The organism is Actinomadura sediminis (assembly GCF_042675525.1).
GTDB classification, from domain to species: domain Bacteria; phylum Actinomycetota; class Actinomycetes; order Streptosporangiales; family Streptosporangiaceae; genus Spirillospora; species Spirillospora sediminis.
Genome location: NZ_JBHTJA010000002.1, coordinates 83,271 through 99,509, shown reverse-complemented (window position 1 = coordinate 99,509; position 16,239 = coordinate 83,271). Strand labels below are relative to the sequence as shown.

19 protein-coding genes and 1 pseudogene are annotated in these 16,239 nt (G+C 71.8%); 11 read left to right on the top strand and 9 right to left on the bottom strand.

The annotated features are described in order from the left end of the window. Positions 1-183 precede the first annotated feature (183 nt). From ACFQ11_RS02175 to ACFQ11_RS02130, 10 genes are all read left to right on the top strand, one after another. Positions 184-858, top strand: coding sequence for a CBS domain-containing protein (locus ACFQ11_RS02175; RefSeq protein WP_378296011.1), 675 nt, complete (start codon positions 184-186; stop codon positions 856-858). 148 nt (positions 859-1,006) lie between these two features. After that, positions 1,007-1,690 carry a CBS domain-containing protein gene (locus tag ACFQ11_RS02170; RefSeq protein ID WP_378296009.1) on the top strand — a complete coding sequence of 228 codons (684 nt, stop codon included), beginning with the start codon at positions 1,007-1,009 and terminating at the stop codon, positions 1,688-1,690. Between the two features lie 5 nt (positions 1,691-1,695). Continuing rightward, complete coding sequence (locus ACFQ11_RS02165) at positions 1,696-3,195, top strand: bifunctional aminoglycoside phosphotransferase/ATP-binding protein (RefSeq protein WP_378296008.1); 1,500 nt, start codon at positions 1,696-1,698, stop codon at positions 3,193-3,195. A gap of 71 nt (positions 3,196-3,266) precedes the next feature. Further along, entirely contained in the window at positions 3,267-3,890 is a 624-nt protein-coding gene (locus ACFQ11_RS02160) for a CBS domain-containing protein (RefSeq protein ID WP_378296007.1), read from the top strand. Between the two features lie 52 nt (positions 3,891-3,942). Continuing rightward, positions 3,943-5,175: an acetyl-CoA hydrolase/transferase family protein gene (locus ACFQ11_RS02155; protein WP_378296006.1), complete on the top strand. Its 1,233-nt coding sequence runs from the start codon at positions 3,943-3,945 to the stop codon at positions 5,173-5,175. Between the two features lie 486 nt (positions 5,176-5,661). Beyond that, a complete protein-coding gene (locus ACFQ11_RS02150; protein ID WP_378296005.1) occupies positions 5,662-5,964 on the top strand; it encodes an STAS domain-containing protein in 303 nt (100 codons plus the stop codon). A 6-nt stretch (positions 5,965-5,970) separates the two neighbouring features. Further along, entirely contained in the window at positions 5,971-6,579 is a 609-nt protein-coding gene (locus tag ACFQ11_RS02145) for a CBS domain-containing protein (RefSeq protein ID WP_378296004.1), read from the top strand. A 159-nt stretch (positions 6,580-6,738) separates the two neighbouring features. Continuing rightward, on the top strand, positions 6,739-7,188 hold the full coding sequence (locus ACFQ11_RS02140; protein ID WP_378296003.1) for a pyridoxamine 5'-phosphate oxidase family protein: 450 nt from the start codon (positions 6,739-6,741) through the stop codon (positions 7,186-7,188). An 87-nt stretch (positions 7,189-7,275) separates the two neighbouring features. Further along, positions 7,276-7,431 carry a hypothetical protein gene (locus ACFQ11_RS02135; protein WP_378296002.1) on the top strand — a complete coding sequence of 52 codons (156 nt, stop codon included), beginning with the start codon at positions 7,276-7,278 and terminating at the stop codon, positions 7,429-7,431. Continuing rightward, the gene (locus ACFQ11_RS02130; protein WP_378296001.1) at positions 7,428-7,538 is read left to right on the top strand and encodes a hypothetical protein; all 111 of its coding nucleotides are present in this window, start codon (positions 7,428-7,430) and stop codon (positions 7,536-7,538) included. The genes ACFQ11_RS02135 and ACFQ11_RS02130 overlap by 4 nt, the downstream gene beginning before the upstream one ends. Positions 7,539-7,673: 135 nt before the next feature. On the opposite strand, the gene ACFQ11_RS02125 is transcribed toward ACFQ11_RS02130, so the two are convergent. From ACFQ11_RS02125 to ACFQ11_RS02115, 3 genes are all read right to left on the bottom strand, one after another. After that, on the bottom strand, positions 7,674-8,507 hold the full coding sequence (locus ACFQ11_RS02125) for a universal stress protein (RefSeq protein WP_378296000.1): 834 nt from the start codon (positions 8,505-8,507) through the stop codon (positions 7,674-7,676). A 298-nt stretch (positions 8,508-8,805) separates the two neighbouring features. Beyond that, complete coding sequence (locus tag ACFQ11_RS02120) at positions 8,806-9,372, bottom strand: hypothetical protein (protein WP_378295999.1); 567 nt, start codon at positions 9,370-9,372, stop codon at positions 8,806-8,808. A gap of 261 nt (positions 9,373-9,633) precedes the next feature. Further along, the gene (locus ACFQ11_RS02115) at positions 9,634-9,783 is read right to left on the bottom strand and encodes a hypothetical protein (RefSeq protein WP_378295998.1); all 150 of its coding nucleotides are present in this window, start codon (positions 9,781-9,783) and stop codon (positions 9,634-9,636) included. A 273-nt stretch (positions 9,784-10,056) separates the two neighbouring features. On the opposite strand from ACFQ11_RS02115, the gene ACFQ11_RS02110 reads away from it, so the two are divergent. Next, a complete protein-coding gene (locus ACFQ11_RS02110; protein ID WP_378295997.1) occupies positions 10,057-10,548 on the top strand; it encodes a pyridoxamine 5'-phosphate oxidase family protein in 492 nt (163 codons plus the stop codon). Between the two features lie 123 nt (positions 10,549-10,671). On the opposite strand, the pseudogene ACFQ11_RS02105 reads toward ACFQ11_RS02110, so the two are convergent. From ACFQ11_RS02105 to ACFQ11_RS02080, 6 genes and pseudogenes are all read right to left on the bottom strand, one after another. Beyond that, positions 10,672-11,822 (bottom strand): annotated as a pseudogene (locus ACFQ11_RS02105) (IS3 family transposase). Beyond that, entirely contained in the window at positions 11,734-12,102 is a 369-nt protein-coding gene (locus tag ACFQ11_RS02100) for a hypothetical protein (RefSeq protein WP_378295996.1), read from the bottom strand. The pseudogene ACFQ11_RS02105 and the gene ACFQ11_RS02100 overlap by 89 nt, the downstream one beginning before the upstream one ends. A 70-nt stretch (positions 12,103-12,172) precedes the next feature. Beyond that, positions 12,173-12,442: an integrase core domain-containing protein gene (locus ACFQ11_RS02095; protein WP_378295995.1), complete on the bottom strand. Its 270-nt coding sequence runs from the start codon at positions 12,440-12,442 to the stop codon at positions 12,173-12,175. A gap of 159 nt (positions 12,443-12,601) precedes the next feature. Beyond that, positions 12,602-13,597 carry a galactofuranose ABC transporter, permease protein YjfF gene (gene yjfF, locus ACFQ11_RS02090; protein ID WP_378295994.1) on the bottom strand — a complete coding sequence of 332 codons (996 nt, stop codon included), beginning with the start codon at positions 13,595-13,597 and terminating at the stop codon, positions 12,602-12,604. Then, on the bottom strand, positions 13,594-14,661 hold the full coding sequence (locus ACFQ11_RS02085; RefSeq protein WP_378295993.1) for an ABC transporter permease: 1,068 nt from the start codon (positions 14,659-14,661) through the stop codon (positions 13,594-13,596). The genes yjfF and ACFQ11_RS02085 overlap by 4 nt, the downstream gene beginning before the upstream one ends. Beyond that, positions 14,658-16,163 carry a sugar ABC transporter ATP-binding protein gene (locus tag ACFQ11_RS02080; protein WP_378295992.1) on the bottom strand — a complete coding sequence of 502 codons (1,506 nt, stop codon included), beginning with the start codon at positions 16,161-16,163 and terminating at the stop codon, positions 14,658-14,660. Before ACFQ11_RS02080 ends, ACFQ11_RS02085 begins: the two co-directional genes overlap by 4 nt. Positions 16,164-16,239: the final 76 nt, after the last annotated feature.

The following is a 16,239-nucleotide window of genomic DNA, read 5'->3' as shown; positions in this document are numbered from 1 at the left end:
GCCGGGGACGCCGGGCTTTCCGGGGCCGCACGGGCGCGGCCGGCGGTCCTCCCGCCCGGCGCCGGAGAGGCCAGGACCAGTGACGGCCCACCGGGGGACCTTGGTCGGTGGCCCGGTAGCGCGGGGCGGCCGATCGTTGAGCCATCGCAACGGCCGTGCCCGGCCGCCCCCAGAGGAGGGTTCATGGAAACCACCGTCGAAGAGGTCATGACCACGGATGTGGTGAGCGTCCCGGAAACGGCCACGTTCAAGGAGATCGTCGAGACGCTCCGGCGCGGCCGTGTCAACGCCGTCCCCGTCGTGACCACCGAGGGCCGCCCGGTCGGCATCGTCTCCACCGCGGATCTGATCCAGAAGGAGGCCGACCCGACCGGCGCCGACAACGAGCACCTGTTCGCCACACCGCGCCGGCATCGCGAATGGAGGAAGGCGGCGGGCGCCACCGCCGCCGAGCTGATGACCGCGCCCGCCCGCACCGCCACGCCCGACGCCACCGTGCGGGCCGCCGCGCAGGAGATGCGCAGGCACCGCGTCGGCCGCCTTCCGGTCGTCGACCCCCGGAGCGGGGCGCTGGTCGGGATCGTGAGCCGGTCGGACGTCCTGCGCGTGTACGAGCGCCCCGATGAGGAGATCAGGCGGGACGTCCTCGCCGACATCGGCGGCCGGGGCGTCGGCCCCGCCGGCATCGACGTGACCGTGGAACGCGGCCGGGTCACCGTCCGCGGGAAGGTGGACCTCCGGTCCCGCATCCCCGCCCTGATGCACGAGATCCGCCGTGTCGAAGGCGTCGTCTCCGCGCGCTCCGAACTGGAGTGGGGTGCCGACGACCTCTTCACGCAGCACTACCCGTACCTGTGATTCCTTCGTCGGGCGCCGGTGGCCGGCGCCGCCGGCGCCCGACACGTTCCCGCCGCCGTCCGACCAACGCCTCGCGAGCGGGGGACCTTCGCCCCTCACCCGCCTTCCGCCCGCCGCCTAGCGTCGAAGTGGCACCGAGGAGGACACCATGCAGCACCGAAAGGTCGCCGACGTGATGACGCGAGAGGTCGTCGCCGTCACCGAGGAGACGCCGTTCACCGAGATCGTGGCGGCACTCGACGATCACGGCGTCAGGGCGGTGCCCGTCGTCGACGGCGACCGCCGCGTCGTCGGCATCGTCACCGACGCCGACCTTCTCCGCAAGGAGGAGTTCAGGGACATCGGCACCGAAGGACATCCCCGCTTCGAGAGCAGGCGGCACCGCGCGGCTCGGGCGAAGGCGGCCGCCACCGACGCCGCCGGGCTCATGAGCGCGCCGGTGGTGACGCTGGAGCCGGGGACGCCGGTCGCGAAGGCCGCCAGAACCCTGGCCGCGCACGGTCACAAGCAGGCCCCCGTCGTCGACGGGAACGGCCGGCCGGTCGGGATCGTGACGCGCTCCGATCTGCTGCGCCTGTTCCTGCGCTCCGACGACGACACCCGCGACGAAATCGTCCGCGAAGTGATCGTCCGCGGCCTGTGGCAGGACCCCTCCCGGATCGATGTCCGGGTCGACGCAGGCGTGGTCGTCCTGTCCGGGCGGCTGGAGGCCAGGAGCCTCATCCCCATCTGCCTCCGGCTCACCGCCGCGACCGAGGGCGTCGTGGACGTCGTCGACCGCCTCTCCTACGACCGCGACGACGGCCGCCCCGGCGCGTTCCCCCGGGCGTGACGGCGATGAACTCCGTCCCCCCGGGCGCCGCGGTCAGCGAAACGCACTCCGGTGCGGTGTTCTTCATCGGGGACCGCGCGTACAAGATGAAGAAGCCGGTCGATCTAGGATTCCTGGACTTCACCACCCGCCGGGCGCGCGAGCGCGCCTGCCACGAGGAGGTGCGTCTCAACAGGCGCTTCTCCCCCGACGTGTACCTCGGCGTCGCCGACGTCCACGACCCGGCGGGCGCCGTATGCGACCACCTGGTCACGATGCGGCGCATGCCCGCGGACCGGCGGCTGTCGACCCTGCTGCGGGACCGCGCCCCCGTCGACGACGCCCTGCGGGCCACCGCCCGCCTGCTCGCGGAGTGGCACGCCAGGGCACCGCGCGGTCCCCGGATCTCCGAGCAGGGCACCCGGGACGCGCTGCTGGGCCGCTGGGCCGAGAGCTTCGACCAGACCCGGCCGTTCCACGGCCGTTCCATCGACACGAGCGACGCGCTCGAGATCGAGGAACGCGTGCGCCGCTTCCTCGCCGGGCGAGCTCCGCTGTTCGAGACGCGCATCGCCGAAGGGCGCGTGGTGGACGGACACGGCGACCTGCTGGCCGGTGACGTGTTCTGCCTCGACGACGGGCCCCGGGTCCTCGACTGCCTGGAGTTCGACGAGCGCCTCCGGTTCCTCGACGGCCTCGACGACGCCGCGTTCCTGGCCATGGACCTCGAACGTCTCGGAGCCGCGGACCTCGCCGAACGCTTCGCGGACTGGTACGCCGGGTTCGCCGGGGACCCGGCCCCGTCCTCGCTGCGGCACCACTACGTCGCCTACCGCGCCTTCGTGCGGGCCAAGGTGGCCTGCTTCCGCCACGCGCAGGGCGACGCGGCGGCCGCGGCAGAGGCCGGGACCCTCGCCGAGATCGCCCTGCGCCACCTGCGCGCGGGGACCGTCGGGCTCGTCCTGGTCGGCGGGCTGCCGGGCACCGGCAAGAGCACCCTCGCCGGCGCGATGGCCGACCGGCTCGGCTGCACCCTGCTCAGCAGCGACCGCGTCCGCAAGGAGCTGGCGGGGCTGTCGCCCGCCGACTCCGCCGCGGCCGCGTACGGAACCGGGCTCTACACCGCCGAGTGGCGCGAGCGAACCTACGCCGAACTCGTCCGCCGGGCCCGACGCCTGCTGGAGCTGGGCGAGACCGTCGTGCTGGACGCCTCCTGGACCTCGCGCGAAGACCGCGACCTGGCCGCCGACCTCGCCGGTGACGTGCGGGCCGAACTGCACGCGATCGAGTGCCGGGTCCCCCGGAGCGTCGCGGCCGAACGCCTCCGTTCCCGGCCGCGGGGACCGTCCGATGCGGACCCCGCCATCGCCGCCCTCATGGCCGCGGCCGCCGATCCGTGGCCGGAGGCCACCGCGGTCGACACCAGCGGCGCCCCCGACGGGTCGGTGGCACGGGCGCTGGCGGCCGTGCGGCCGTACGGGGCCGAGCATGTCTGGCACCGCCGTCCTCGTCTCGCGCCCGACTGATCCTTACCGCCCGCGCCTTCGGAAGGAGAGAAACGATGAGGATTGCCCCGCTCCCACTCGGAGAGCGAACGGTGGCCGACGTGATGACGGCCGACCCGATCACCATCTCCGCAGGTGAGTCCCTGCTCACGGCCTGGGAGCTGATGTGCCGGGCCGGTGTCCGCCATCTGCCGGTGCTGGACGAAGACGGGACACTCCTGGGAACGGTGCACGCTCACACGCTCACCGCCGTGTGGCACGCGCAATCGTCGGGGCCGAGCAAAGCAGGCGAATCGGTCACGACACTGCTCGGCCGTGGGCAGGGCGGCCATGTTCGTCCGGCCGACTCCGTGCGAACGGCGGCTCGTTCGATGCTGGACACCGGTACCGACCACGTGTCCGTGGTCAACGCCGGGGGTGAGTTGGCAGGGCTGCTCACCGTCCACGATCTCATCAGCGAGCTGGCCGGTACACGACGGGAGAGAACCTTCCCGACGCCCGGCATGCCTCCGCCGCGTCGCATCGAGCCGGCGGTCGTACGCCCTTCGACAGGAAGGCGAACGGAAGTGCCCGTGTCCGATGCACGGGTAGAGCGGCCACGGGCCGGTCCGTCCGAGGGACCGGACGGGCCGAGGTCGCAGAGCCTTCACGAGCGGGACGGCGCCGCACGGACGCCGGCGTCGTACGACCCCGCCGCGCGCCCCTGGCGCCGGTGACTTCAAGCCGGTGGTGCGATGATCGGAACGAACGACGTGGAGGGTGCCGGGTATGCGGGTGATCTCGGAGGACGACCTCGCCGCCGTGCTGGCCGGGGTGCCCGGCGTCCCGCGCGTGGTCGCCGGCGGCAACTTCGCCACGCCGTGGCGGGCGCTGGCCGTGGTCGACGCCGCTCTGGCGGAGTACCGGCTGTTCATGCTCAACGCCCAGCCGGGCGTGCCCGACCGCGAGGGCGTGGTCTTGGAAACCCCGTTCGTGGGTCCCGGGATGCGCGGCCGCCCGGGCCTGCGCTACTTCCCCTCCCGGCTCTCGCTCGTGCCGAACCTGCTCAAGGGCGCCCTGCCGCCCGACGTCGTCCTCGTCCAGACGTCCGAACCGATGAACGGCACGGTCTCGCTGGGCATCGAGGTGAACGTCCTGCCCGCCGCGATCGAGGCCGTGCGCGCCCGCGGCGGCCTGGTCGTCGCCCAGCTCAACGCACGGATGCCGTACACCTACGGCGACGCGGTGATGCCGCTGGACGAGGTCGACTTCGCGATCGAGTGCGACGAGCCGCTCGCCACGCCCGTGCCGCGCCCGCCCGGCGACACCTCCCTGGAGATCGGCGCCCGGGTGGCCGGGCTCGTCCCCGAGAACGCCACGCTCCAGCTCGGCATCGGCGGCGTCCCCGACGCCGTCCTCGCCTCGCTCCACCATCGGCGCGGCCTGGCCATCTGGTCGGAGATGTTCAGCGACGGGGTCCTCGCCCTGGAGCGGGCCGGCGCGCTCGAAGCCGCGACACCGATCACCGCCTCGTTCGCGTTCGGCGGCCGGGAGCTCTACGACTGGGCCGACCGCAATGAGCGCATCCGGATGCTGCGCACCGAGAAGACCAACGACCCCGGCCTCATCGCCCGGCAGCCCCGGCTGGTCTCGGTGAACTCCGCCCTCCAGGTCGACCTGTTCGCCCAGGCCAACGCGGGCCGGGTCCGGGGCACCGTCTACTCCGGTTTCGGGGGCCAGACCGACTTCGTCGTCGGAGCCCTGCACTCCCCCGGCGGCCGCGCCGTCATCGCCCTGCCGTCCTGGCACCCCCGCGCGGACGTCTCCACCGTCATCCCCCGCCTGTCCGGGCCGGTCACCTCGTTCCAGCACAGCTACATCGTCAGCGAACAGGGCACCGCCACCATCTGGGGCAACGACGCCACCACCCAGGCACAGGAGATCGTCGACAACGTCGCCCACCCCGACGCCCGCGACGAACTGCGCCACCAGGGCCGCCTCTTCGGCCTCCCGCTCCGCTGACCGCCTGGCCGCCCCGGACACCGGCCACCGGCCCCCCTGGACGCCGCCCTCCGCATTCACCGGCGATCGGCGCATGGTCTCCCCATACCCGGGCACACGTACCGGGGGCCGGACGGAGGCTCTTCCACGGAGCGGTACGCGGCGTCTCCCGGGCCGAGGCCCGCACCGTCGTGGCGAACGTGTCCGGCTCCGTCGCGGTAGCGCTGCTCGCCTACGCCCTCGTGGAACTCGCCAAGACGATCGCCCGCCATGCCGATGAAGCGCGAACCGTCTCGCCGTCCGGCGTTCACGGACGAGCGTCACCGGCTGCCGCACGGCACATGCCGGCCGGGACCTCGTCCAGCGGCGGCCGGGACCTTGGACCCTGCCGGGCCGCCGAGCGGTCGCACAGGATGGACCCCGATCGGGGAAGGACTCAATGGAGGTGCTCGCATGCGAACGGATAGAGGGACCCGGGAGGCAGGGCCCGAACTCACCACTGCGGTGATGGCCGTCACGTCCACGTCGACACGGGTGCGCGTGACCGGTGAACTCGACGTGGCCACCGCCCGGCGCTTCGCCACGGCGCTGGCCGAGGTCATCAGCGCCCGGCGTCCGAACGTGGTGATCGATGCTTCCGGGCTGCGCTTCTGCGACTCCGCGGGCCTGGCGGCCCTCGAACTGGTCGGCGGCCTGGCCGAAGCGTGCGATGGCGCGGTCACCGTGACCCGGGCCCGTCCGATCGTGGCCCGGATTCTGGAGGTCACCGGGCTCGACTCCCGATTCCTGCACCGCGCACCCGCGATCTGAGGCGCCATGCTGATCCGCGAAGTGATGACGACGCCCGTGGTCACCATCGCCCCGCGCGCCACCGTGCGCCAGGCGATCCGCGTCCTGCACGAGCACGACGTCACCGCCGCGCCCGTCGTCGGCGACGACGGGCGCATGGTCGGCATCGTCAGCGAGATGGATCTGCTGCGCGGAGCCTTCGAAGCCGACCCGCGCGCCTTCGCGCGCCCCGTGCGAGCGGCGAGCGAACCGCCCCCGCCCCGGGTCGAGGACGTCATGACCACCGAAGTACGCACCGCCCGGCCGAACTCCGACGCCGCGGCCCTCGCCGACATGATGATCGAGACCGGGATCAAGAGCGTGCCCGTCCTCGACGGGACCGCCCTCGCCGGCATCGTCAGCCGCCGCGACCTCATCGCCGTCCTCGCCCGCGGCGACGCCCGCATCCACGACGACGTCACCGCGCTCCTCGCCGAGTACGGCGAGGAGCAACGCTGGACGGTGACCGTCGAGGACGGCATCGTGACCTTGCACGGCCGGACCGGCGAGTCCACCCGGCGACTGGCCGACGTGCTCGCCCGCACGGTCCCCGGCGTCACCCGGGTGACCGTCCTCGACACCACCGGCCGCCCCTGACCATCCACCCGTACACCGACCCCGCCGTCCCGCCGGGGCCGGGCCCCTGGGGCGCGATCGGGCGACATCGTCCCCTGCCCCGTGGGCCGACGGCGCATTCGGGCAGCCGGGGACTTTCGTCCCTGCCGACGGAAGCACGGACTCCGGCAGAGTGAGAGTATGCAATTCGACCACGGCGGACTGCAGATCCTCGACGACGAGGAGTGCCGGTCCCTGCTCGCCACCGCGCCGCTCGGGCGCATCGTCTTCACCGACCGGGCGTTGCCCGCGGTGCAGCCGGTGAATTTCGTTCTCGCCGACGGCGACGTGGTCATCCGCACCTCCCCGCACTCCCGGCTGGCCGCCGCGGCCCGCGACGCCGTCGTCGCCTTCGAGATCGACGCCTTCGACGCGGCCGCGCGTACCGGGTGGTCGGTGGTCGTGGTCGGGCACGCCCGCGCCGTCGCCGACCCCTCCGAACTCGCCGCACTGCGCGACCTGCCGCTGCGGTCCTGGGCGCCCGGCGAGCACGGTCACTTCATCCGCGTCCACCCGGAGATCATCACCGGCCGCCGTCTCCCCGAGCACGGTACGGACCATCGTCGTGAGGCCGACCGGGCCGAGGCCTGAAACCCCATCGATCGGCCGGCGCCGGCCGTCATCGCCCCCGCGTCTCGGGGCTCGCAGTCCTCTGGGCGCCGCAACGAAAGGACGTCCATGGGCGAGCCGACGGGCAAGGTGAAGCGGCTACCGCGCGACGTGTACGCGCGCGAGCTCGCACGCCTCCAGGCAGAGCAGGAACGCCGCTTCCGCGCCCGCCTCGACGACCCGATACGGCGCTGGAAACCGTCACTGATGGACCTGGGTCGATGACCCGCTGGGAAGACGCCCCCGAGGCGCCCTGGTACGTGGTGGAGAGCGATGACAAGCGGCGAGCGCGCATCAACATGATCGCCCACCTGCTGTCGACCGTCCCGTAGCACGAGGTGGAGCCCCCGCGCCCCGTCCCGAAGGGCTACGCACGCCCGCCGCGCGCCGCGCACACTTACGTGCCCGACCGCGCGGCGGACCTCGCCCCCTGGCCCGCGGCGGCCGCCGCGGGTCAGGGGGCGGATTCACTCCCCGGTGGGCACGATCAGCACCGGGCAGCGCGCGTGATGCAGCACGGCGTGGTTGACCCGGCCCAGCGCCATCCCGAGCACGCCTCGGCGGCGACGCGCGCCCAGCACGATCAGCCCCGCCTTCTCGGACGCCTCCACCAGCGCCTGGGAAGGCGTCCGGTCCGAGATGAGAGGACGGACCGGGACGTCCGGGTACCGCGCCCCCATCCCGGCCAGTGCCTGCGACAACTCCATGTCCTCGATCACCCGCCACCGGGGGAATCCGATCTCCCCGCCGACCGCGTGCAGCGCGAGGATGTCGGCGCCCTTCGAGGCGGCCTCCTTGAACGCCCACTCCACGGCGGCGTCGTCGCCGGGGCGGCCCTCGACGCCGACCACGATCTCGGCCGCGGCATCGGCGGGATAGGGGGCCGAACGCGACACCACCAGGACGGGGCAGACGGCATGCGCGGCCGTGTACAGGCCGACGGACCCGAACAGCAGGCCCTCGAAGCCGCCGAGGCCGCGCGACCCCACCGTGACCATGTCGGCGTTCTCGCCCTCCCGCACCAGTGCCCGTCCCGGCTCGAGCGGCAGCAGCCGCGTCTCGATGCGGAGATCGGGATGGATCTTGAGCGCGTACTGGCGGGCCTCGGCGAGCAGGTCCTCCCGTTCGGCGACCAGCGGGCGCAGCGCGCGCGGTGAGATGTGCCCGTCTTCGGCCACGGCGCGCGACCCGTGCACCAGACGCAGGTCGAGCCCGTGACGGACGGCGCGGTCCGCCGCCCAGTCCAACGCCCGCCACGCGTGCGCGGAGCCATCGATCCCCACCACGATCGGATTCGACATCGCCGTTCCTCCCGGACGTCCATCAGTTCACCCTTGACGCTAGGCCGCGCGCCCGCGCCTTTCCGGAGGCGAAAGTCCCACCCGGCCCGGGACGATCGACCTCGATCCCGTCCCCTCTCGACTCGGCTCCTGCGGAGGCTCCCTCTGTCCAGTGCCGACCGATCTGCCATCCGGATCGTGCTCTTCGACGAGCATGTCGGGGGACTCCGCCCGTTCGATCGTCCGAGAGGCCCGGCTCTCCGCGGAAAAGGAGGAGGGGCGCTCACCGTGGTGAGCGCCCCTCCTCGCCGTCGCGCGGCTACTTGAGGATGGGGAACCGCCGGACCAGCGGGGTCTCGGCCCACCAGCGGCCGAGGCCCAGGGTGTCGCCGGCGCTGACGAGGGCGAGCCCGATGGCCAGGACGGCGTAGATCAGGTGGTCGTCCATGAACGGGTTGTTCTCCGGGGGCAGCACGGCGGTCCACATCATGACCAGCAACAGCGCACCGGCGCCGACCGCGACGCGCATCCCGATGCCCAGGATCAGGCCGACGCCGATTCCGGCGAGGCCCAGCATGAACAGCCAGTCGGCCCAGGCCAGCCCGGCCAGGTCGTTGTAGAACCCGGCGAACGGGCCCTTGGGGGCGTGCGCCAGGAAGCCCTCGGTGGGGCTGCCGCCGTCGACCCACGCCTTGGCGGCGGGGGTCTCGTGCCCCAGCCCGAAGGTCTTGTCGAGGAACGCCCACAGGAACACCCAGCCCAGGGCGAGCCGGGCGGCCGCCCAGACGTACCGTGCGGCGGGCGATTCGGTGAGCGGCTCGGCCGCCGTCGCCTTCAGGCTCACCGGAGCCCGGCGCCCGCTGATGTCGTGCTCGGAGACAGCCATGGTCGTCTCGCCTTTCCTTCGAACCCCGAACTCCTGTCTGACGTTGATCAGTCAACGCTCCGGGCGCTGCCGCCCGTAGATGCGTTGGCCCCGATCTCAGAAGGACGTTCGTCCTCGCGTGGCGACCACGGGCATCGGCGCCGTCGCGCAGCCGGGGCTCGAATGAGCCGTCCAGAGCCTTCGCGCGTTCCCGCACGTTCCGAAGTCCACTGCGGCGGCCGTCCTCGGGACGGCCGCCGCCGTCGCCCTTGACACGCAGGGTCAGGCCGCCGGCCACGTCGCGCCCCGGCTGACCGGCACCGCCGTCGCCTGCAAGATCGACGACACCGCCCGGCGCACCCGCACGGGCCGACCGATAAGGAAACGGCCGCCCTCCTGCTCGGCCTCGCGACGGATCGCCAGCAGGACCACGCCGGCACCGGGACGAGCCGGTGGCCGCGGCGGACGGGACCGGCTCGCACTCTGATCCGCGCGCCGCTCACGACGTCGGCCCGCTGCGCGGCGGGTTCCCGTTCCGATCGAGTCATCGGCCTTCCGGCTTCGCTCGTCCGGCCTCGTACCCCACTGGGAGCCGACCACGGTGCCGAAGGTCCGGCCCGTCCGAGGACCTCCGCTCGCCCGTGCCCGGTTCACCGGGGACGTTCGCCTCTGATGCCCCCCGACCGCCGCGGCGAACCTGGATACATGAGGAACGATGGCGCGAATACCACGGTGCTCAGCCGGGCCGAATGCCTCGTGCTGCTGCGGTCGGCCGCCGTCGGCAGGGTGGTCTACACCGACCAGGCGCTGCCCGCGATCCTGCCGGTCACCTATGCCATGGACGGCGACCAGGCCCTGATCATACGGACCGCGCCAGGATCGAAGTTCGATGCCGCGCTGCGCGGCGCGATCGTCGCGTTCGAGATCGACGACGTCGACACCGCCGCCCGAACGGGCTGGTCCGTCACCGTCGTGGGCCCGGCTCGGGCCGTGACCTCCGAAGCCGAGGCGCACCGGCTGGCGCGGCTCCTGCCGCGACCGTGGGTGCCCGGCCGGCGGGACGCGTTCATCCGCATCACCGTTCGCCAGGTGTCGGGGAGACGTCTCTTCTCCGGGGCGGGACGACCCCACGGGGCCCTCCCCGGCGCTGGTGGAGGGTTCATGAGCACTGCCGATGCCAGACCCGGTCGCCGGTAGGGACGAGCGCCACGACGATGGAGCGATCGCGGCCGTGCAGGCCTCACGGAGGGATAGCCAGCCGGCCGTCCCCGGCAGCCGGACTGATGTACCCCGTGTTGAGTGGAGTCGCGTTGCTGGACTTCATGCCGGTTGGCGGGTCGGATAGAGCATCTCGTACTCGATGGGGGTGCGCATCCCCAGGGCGCTGTGACGGCGTTGCCGGTTGTGGAAGATCTCGAGGTAGTCGAAGATCGCGTTGGCGAGTTCGATGCGGGTCTTCCAGCGCTGCCGGTTGAGGAGTTCGACTTGCATGCGGCCCCAGAAGGACTCGATGACGGCGTTGTCGAAGCAGTCGCCGATCGATCCCATCGAGGGAACCAGGCCGGACTCCTGCGCGCGGCGGGTGAACGCCCAGGAGGTGAATTGCACCCCGTGATCGGCGTGGATCAGCCCGCCCGGCTGCGGGGCGCGGTTCTGGATAGCCATGCCGAGCGCGTTGGTGACCAGCGTGGATGTCTGGGTGGAGTCGATGGACCAGCCGACCACGCGGCGGGAGTGGACGTCCAGGACGACGCAGCAGTACACCTTGCCCTCACGGGTGGGGTGTTCGGTGATGTCGGTGACCCATAGCTTGTTGGGGGCGTCCCGGTGGAAGTCCCGGTCGGCCAGATCGGCCGCGGTTGGGACCTGTGGGACCGGACGGCGTCGCCGGCTGCCGGGCAGGCCCCGGATGCCCTCGCGCTGCATCAGCATCTCCACGGTGCCGTGCCACACGACCAGGCCGCTGCCCAAGGTGAGCTCGGCATGGACACGACGCGCGCCGTAGGCGCCACGAGAGGCGGCGTGGATCCGCCGGATCCGCTCGGTCAGCCATGCGTGCCGCAGCGATCGCGGCGAGGGCGACCGGCTCCGCCAGGCGAAGTAGCCCGACTCTGACACCTCCAGCACCCGGCAGGCGACCTGGACCGGCAGACCTTCGCTGGCCATCACCGCGATCGCTTCGAACCGCCTTTTGGGGGCACCACCTCTCGCACCAGCTCGATCGCCCGCTTGGTGACCGACAGCTCGGTCTCCAGCTCCCGGATCCGCTTACGGGCGGCCAGCAGTTCGGCCTGCTCGGTCGTCGTGACCCCGGGCAGCTGACCCTCGTCGATCAGATCCTGCTTGCGCCAGGTGCAGATAGTCTGATCGCTGATCCCTAGATCACGGGCGACCTCCCGGGCCGGGCGTCCGGCCTCGACCAGATCCAACACCTTGCGACGGAACTCCGGCGGGTAGCCCTTGCGTGGCACGCCGCCACGCTCTCGAACGGGTCGGTGAGGTGCTGCAAGGGGATCGGTGGTTGGGCTGGCGGTGTAGTTCGCGGAGTAGTCGGCCGAGTTCGGCGCCGCTTCCGGGTGGCTCCTCGGCCACGTCCAGGAGTCGCCAAATTGAGACCACTCGTCCGAAGACAGAGAACGGATCTACGTCGGCGGGCTCCACGCAGGGGTAGCCGCGCGAGGCAAGCCAGCGTGTGACGGCTACGGACGTGGTGATCGCGTCGAGCGCATCGGTGTTGCCGGCGATGCGCACCAGCAGCCGTGCGGTGGGCAGTGCGATCGCGCTGTTGCCGTGTCGATCCCCTCAAAGCGTGGAGACGTTGTTATGCCACTTCAGCCCTGAGCTGGGCCGTTGATGCTCTCCGTGCTTCTGCCATCTGGCGCTCGAACGTGATCGGGGCGAGTCCGTCGTTGGCGCTGTGCCTGCGGCTGGTGTTGTAGAAGTCGGCGATCCAGGTCGCGACCTTGATGCGGGCCTCAGCGCGGGTGGTGAAGCGGTGCCGGTGGACGAACTCGACCTTCAAGGTGCTGTCGAACGCCTCAGCGGCGGCATTGTCCAGGGCGCAGCCGACCCGGCCCATCGACTGCACCACGCCCAGGGCGCGGCAGGCCGCGGCCGTGCGGGCCGCGGTGTACTCCTTAGAGCGACCCGGCCCGCGTCGCCCCGTCCTGCGGGACGGCGGCGGCGCGGGCGGGTCGCCATCGCGGTTCCGGCCGGCACGTCGCCCCCGCAGGCCGGTTGTACCGCACGCCTACCCTTCGGGCGAGCGGGCCTTTCTCCGGGTGCCGACCAGCCGCTGCAGGCCGATGAACGCGAACAGCAGGACGCTGATGGCGATGCGGGTCCACCAGGAACTGAGCGTGCCCTCGAAGGTGAGCATGGTCTTGATGACGGCCAGGACCAGGACGCCGAGAAGGGTGCCGAACACGTATCCGGAGCCGCCGGTCAGGACGGCGCCGCCGATGACGACGGCGGCGATGGCGTCCAGTTCCATGCCGACGGCGTGCAGGCCGTCCCCGGACAGGGTGTAGAAGGCGAACAGGACGCCGCCGAGGGCGGAGCAGAACCCGCTGACGGCGTACACTTGGATCTTCGTTCGGGCGACGGGCAGGCCCATGAGCAGCGCGGACTGCTCGCCGCCGCCGACGGCGTAGACGTTGCGCCCGGTCCGCGTCCAGTGCAGGACGTACACGGCCACGGAGAAGACGACGAGGGCGATGATCGCTCCCGCGGAGACACGGACGCCGCCCGGCAGGGGCAGCCGGTTCAGCGCGACGGCGTCGAAGAAGCCGTTCTCGATGGAGATCTGTTTCTCGCTGATGGTGAAGCACAGGCCGCGGGCGAGGAACATCCCGGCGAGCGTGGCGATGAACGGCTGGATCTCGAAGACGTGGATCACGTAGCCCATCGCGGCGCCGAACACCGTCCCGACGAGCAGGACGAAAAGGATCACCAGCGGGCCGGGCAGGCCGAGCTCTGACGTGCCGACGGCGCACAGCATCCCCGACAGGGCGACGACCGACCCGACCGACAGGTCGATGCCCCCGCTCAGGATGACGAAGGTCATGCCGATGGCGACGACGAGGAGGAAGGCGTTGTCGATGAACAGGTCGGCGAAGACCTGCGCGGTCCCGAAGTTCTCGTATCGCAGCGCCCCGGTGACGAAGGCCAGGACGAACAGGCCGAGCGTCACGAGGACCGGGACGTGCCGGCGGTGCACCGCCGGCAGGGCGAGCGCGGTGGTCATGCGGGCATCTCCACCTTCTTGTCCGCGGAGGGCGGGTCCGTGGGCGGCGAAAGGGGGCCGCCCGGACGGCGGCGGCCGACCTTGGCGCGGAACGCCGGGGACTGGAGCAGGAACACGATGGTGACGACGACGGCCTCGAACACGAGCGTGGTGCGCGGCGGGATCCCGGCGGTGTAGATCGTCGTGGCCAGCGTCTGGATGATGAGCGCGCCGACGACGGTGCCCGCGATGGAGAACCGTCCCCCGGTGAGCGCGGTCCCGCCGAGCACCACCGCGAGGATCGCGTCGAGCTCGATCCACAGCCCGGCGTTGTTGCCGTCGGCCGCGGATACGTCCGAGGAGATCATCCACCCGGCGACCCCCGCGCACATGGCGCAGAACACGTAGCCGAGCATGATCAGCCCAGACGCGCGGATGCCGACGAGCCGGGACGCCTCGGCGTTGCCGCCGACCGACTCCAGCAGCATCCCGAGCGCGGTCCTGCGGACGAGCACGGCCGCCGCCGCCACGGCGGCCAGGACGATGAGGACCGCGACGGGCAGCCCCAGCAGGTGGCCGCCGCCGATCGTCGAATACCCCGAGTCCTGGTCGATCGTGATGATCTGCCCGCCGGTGATCAGCTGGGCGATGCCGCGCCCGCCGACCATGAGGATGAGCGTCGCGATGATCGGCTGGATCTTCAGCCGGGTGACCAGCAGCCCGTTCCAGAGGCCGAGCACCAGGCACAGCGCCAGGCTCACCGCGAGGGCGGTGGCCAGCGCGTGCCCCCCGCTGAGCAGGTAGCAGGCCATCGCACCGCTGATCGCCACCACCGAGCCCACCGAGAGGTCGATGCCCCTGGTGGCGATGACCACGGTCATGCCGAGCGACACCATGATCAGCGGCGCGCCGAACCGCAGGATGTCGATCAGGCTGCCGTACAGGTGCCCCTGCCGGACCTTGATGGCGAGGAAGTCCGGAGTGATCACTGCGTTGACCAGCAGCAGCAGCACGAGCACCGCGACCGGCCAGAACAGCCGGTGCCTCGTCAGATGGGCAAGGTTCGCCCGGTCCATGACGTTCATGACGCTCCGTCCGCGATCGTGGCGAGGAGGCGCTCGGGGGTGAGGGACCCGTCGTTGGCGAGCTCCGCGACGAGCCTCCGGTCGCGCAGCACCTCCACCTTGTGCGAGAGCCGCAGGACCTCTTCCAGCTCCGCGGAGATGAACAGCACGCCCATCCCGTCGCCGGCGAGGGACACGACGAGCCTCTGGATCTCGGTCTTGGCGCCGACGTCGATGCCGCGGGTCGGCTCGTCCAGGATCAGCAGCCGGGGCCGGGTGATGAGCCACCGCGCGAGCAGTACCTTCTGCTGGTTGCCGCCGCTGAGATTGCGGACCGGCGTGCCCGGCGACGGCGGCTGGATCCGCAGCGTCCTGATGTACTCGCCGACCAGTTCGTCGCGGCGGCCGGGCGGCAATGGCCGCATCCACCCGCGGGCCGCCTGGAGGGCGAGGACGATGTTCTCCCCGACGGTCAGGTCCATGATCAGGCCGTCGCCCTTGCGGTCCTCGGGGCAGAACGCGATGCCGTGGGCGATCGCGACGCGCGGCGTCCGCACCGCAACGGTCTCCTCCCCCACCCGGACGTGCCCGGTGTCGGCGGCCTCCGCGCCGAAGGCGAGCCGGGCCAGTTCCGAGCGTCCCGATCCGAGCAGCCCGGCCAGGCCGACGATCTCCCCTTCGTGGATCTCCAGATCGACCGGGGCGATCGCGCCGGTCCGCCCGGCGCGATCCAGGGACATCAGCCGTTTCCCGCGCTCGATGGCGGGCGTGGTCTCTTCCAGTTCTTCCAGGTCGCGCAGTTCTCGGCCGGTCATCCGCGACACCAGGTCGAACCGGCCGAGTTCGCCGATCGGGTACTCCCCGACCAGCCCGCCGTTGCGCAGCACGGTGACCCGGTCGCAGACCTCGTAGATCTGGTCGAGGAAGTGCGAGACGAACAGGATCGCCACGCCGTCCTCGCGCAGCCGCCGCATCACCCCGAACAGCCGTTCCACCTCGCCGCGGTCGAGACTGGACGTCGGCTCGTCCAGGATGAGGACCTTGGCGTCCAGGTCGACGGCCCGCACGATCGCGACGAGCTGCTGGACGGCGAGGGACTGCGCGTCGAGCGGCGCCGCCACATCGACGTCCAGATCGAGCCGGGACAGCAGCTCGGCGGACCTGCGCCTGATCAGCGGCCAGTCGATCCGGCCGAACCTCCGGGGCTCGCGGCCGATGAAGATGTTCTCCGCGACGGACAGATTGGGGCAGAGGTTGACCTCCTGGTAGACGGTGCTGATGCCGAGCCTCTGGGCGTGCGTCGGGTCGTGGATCCGCCGCTCCTCGCCGTCCAGCGTCATCCGGCCCTCGTCGGCCTGGTGGACGCCCGTGAGGACCTTGATCAGCGTGGACTTCCCGGCGCCGTTCTCCCCCATGAGGGCGTGGATCTCTCCCGGGAACAACCGGAAGGTCACGTCGTCGAGCGCGCGGACTCCCGGGAACTGCTTGGAGACGCCGGTGACCTCCAGAACGGGTTCGGTCACAGTGCCCTCCTCACCTTCTGGCCTCGTTCATGGGCCTGTCGTGCCGGCTCCCGCCGGGTCCGCGGCGGCCGCTGCG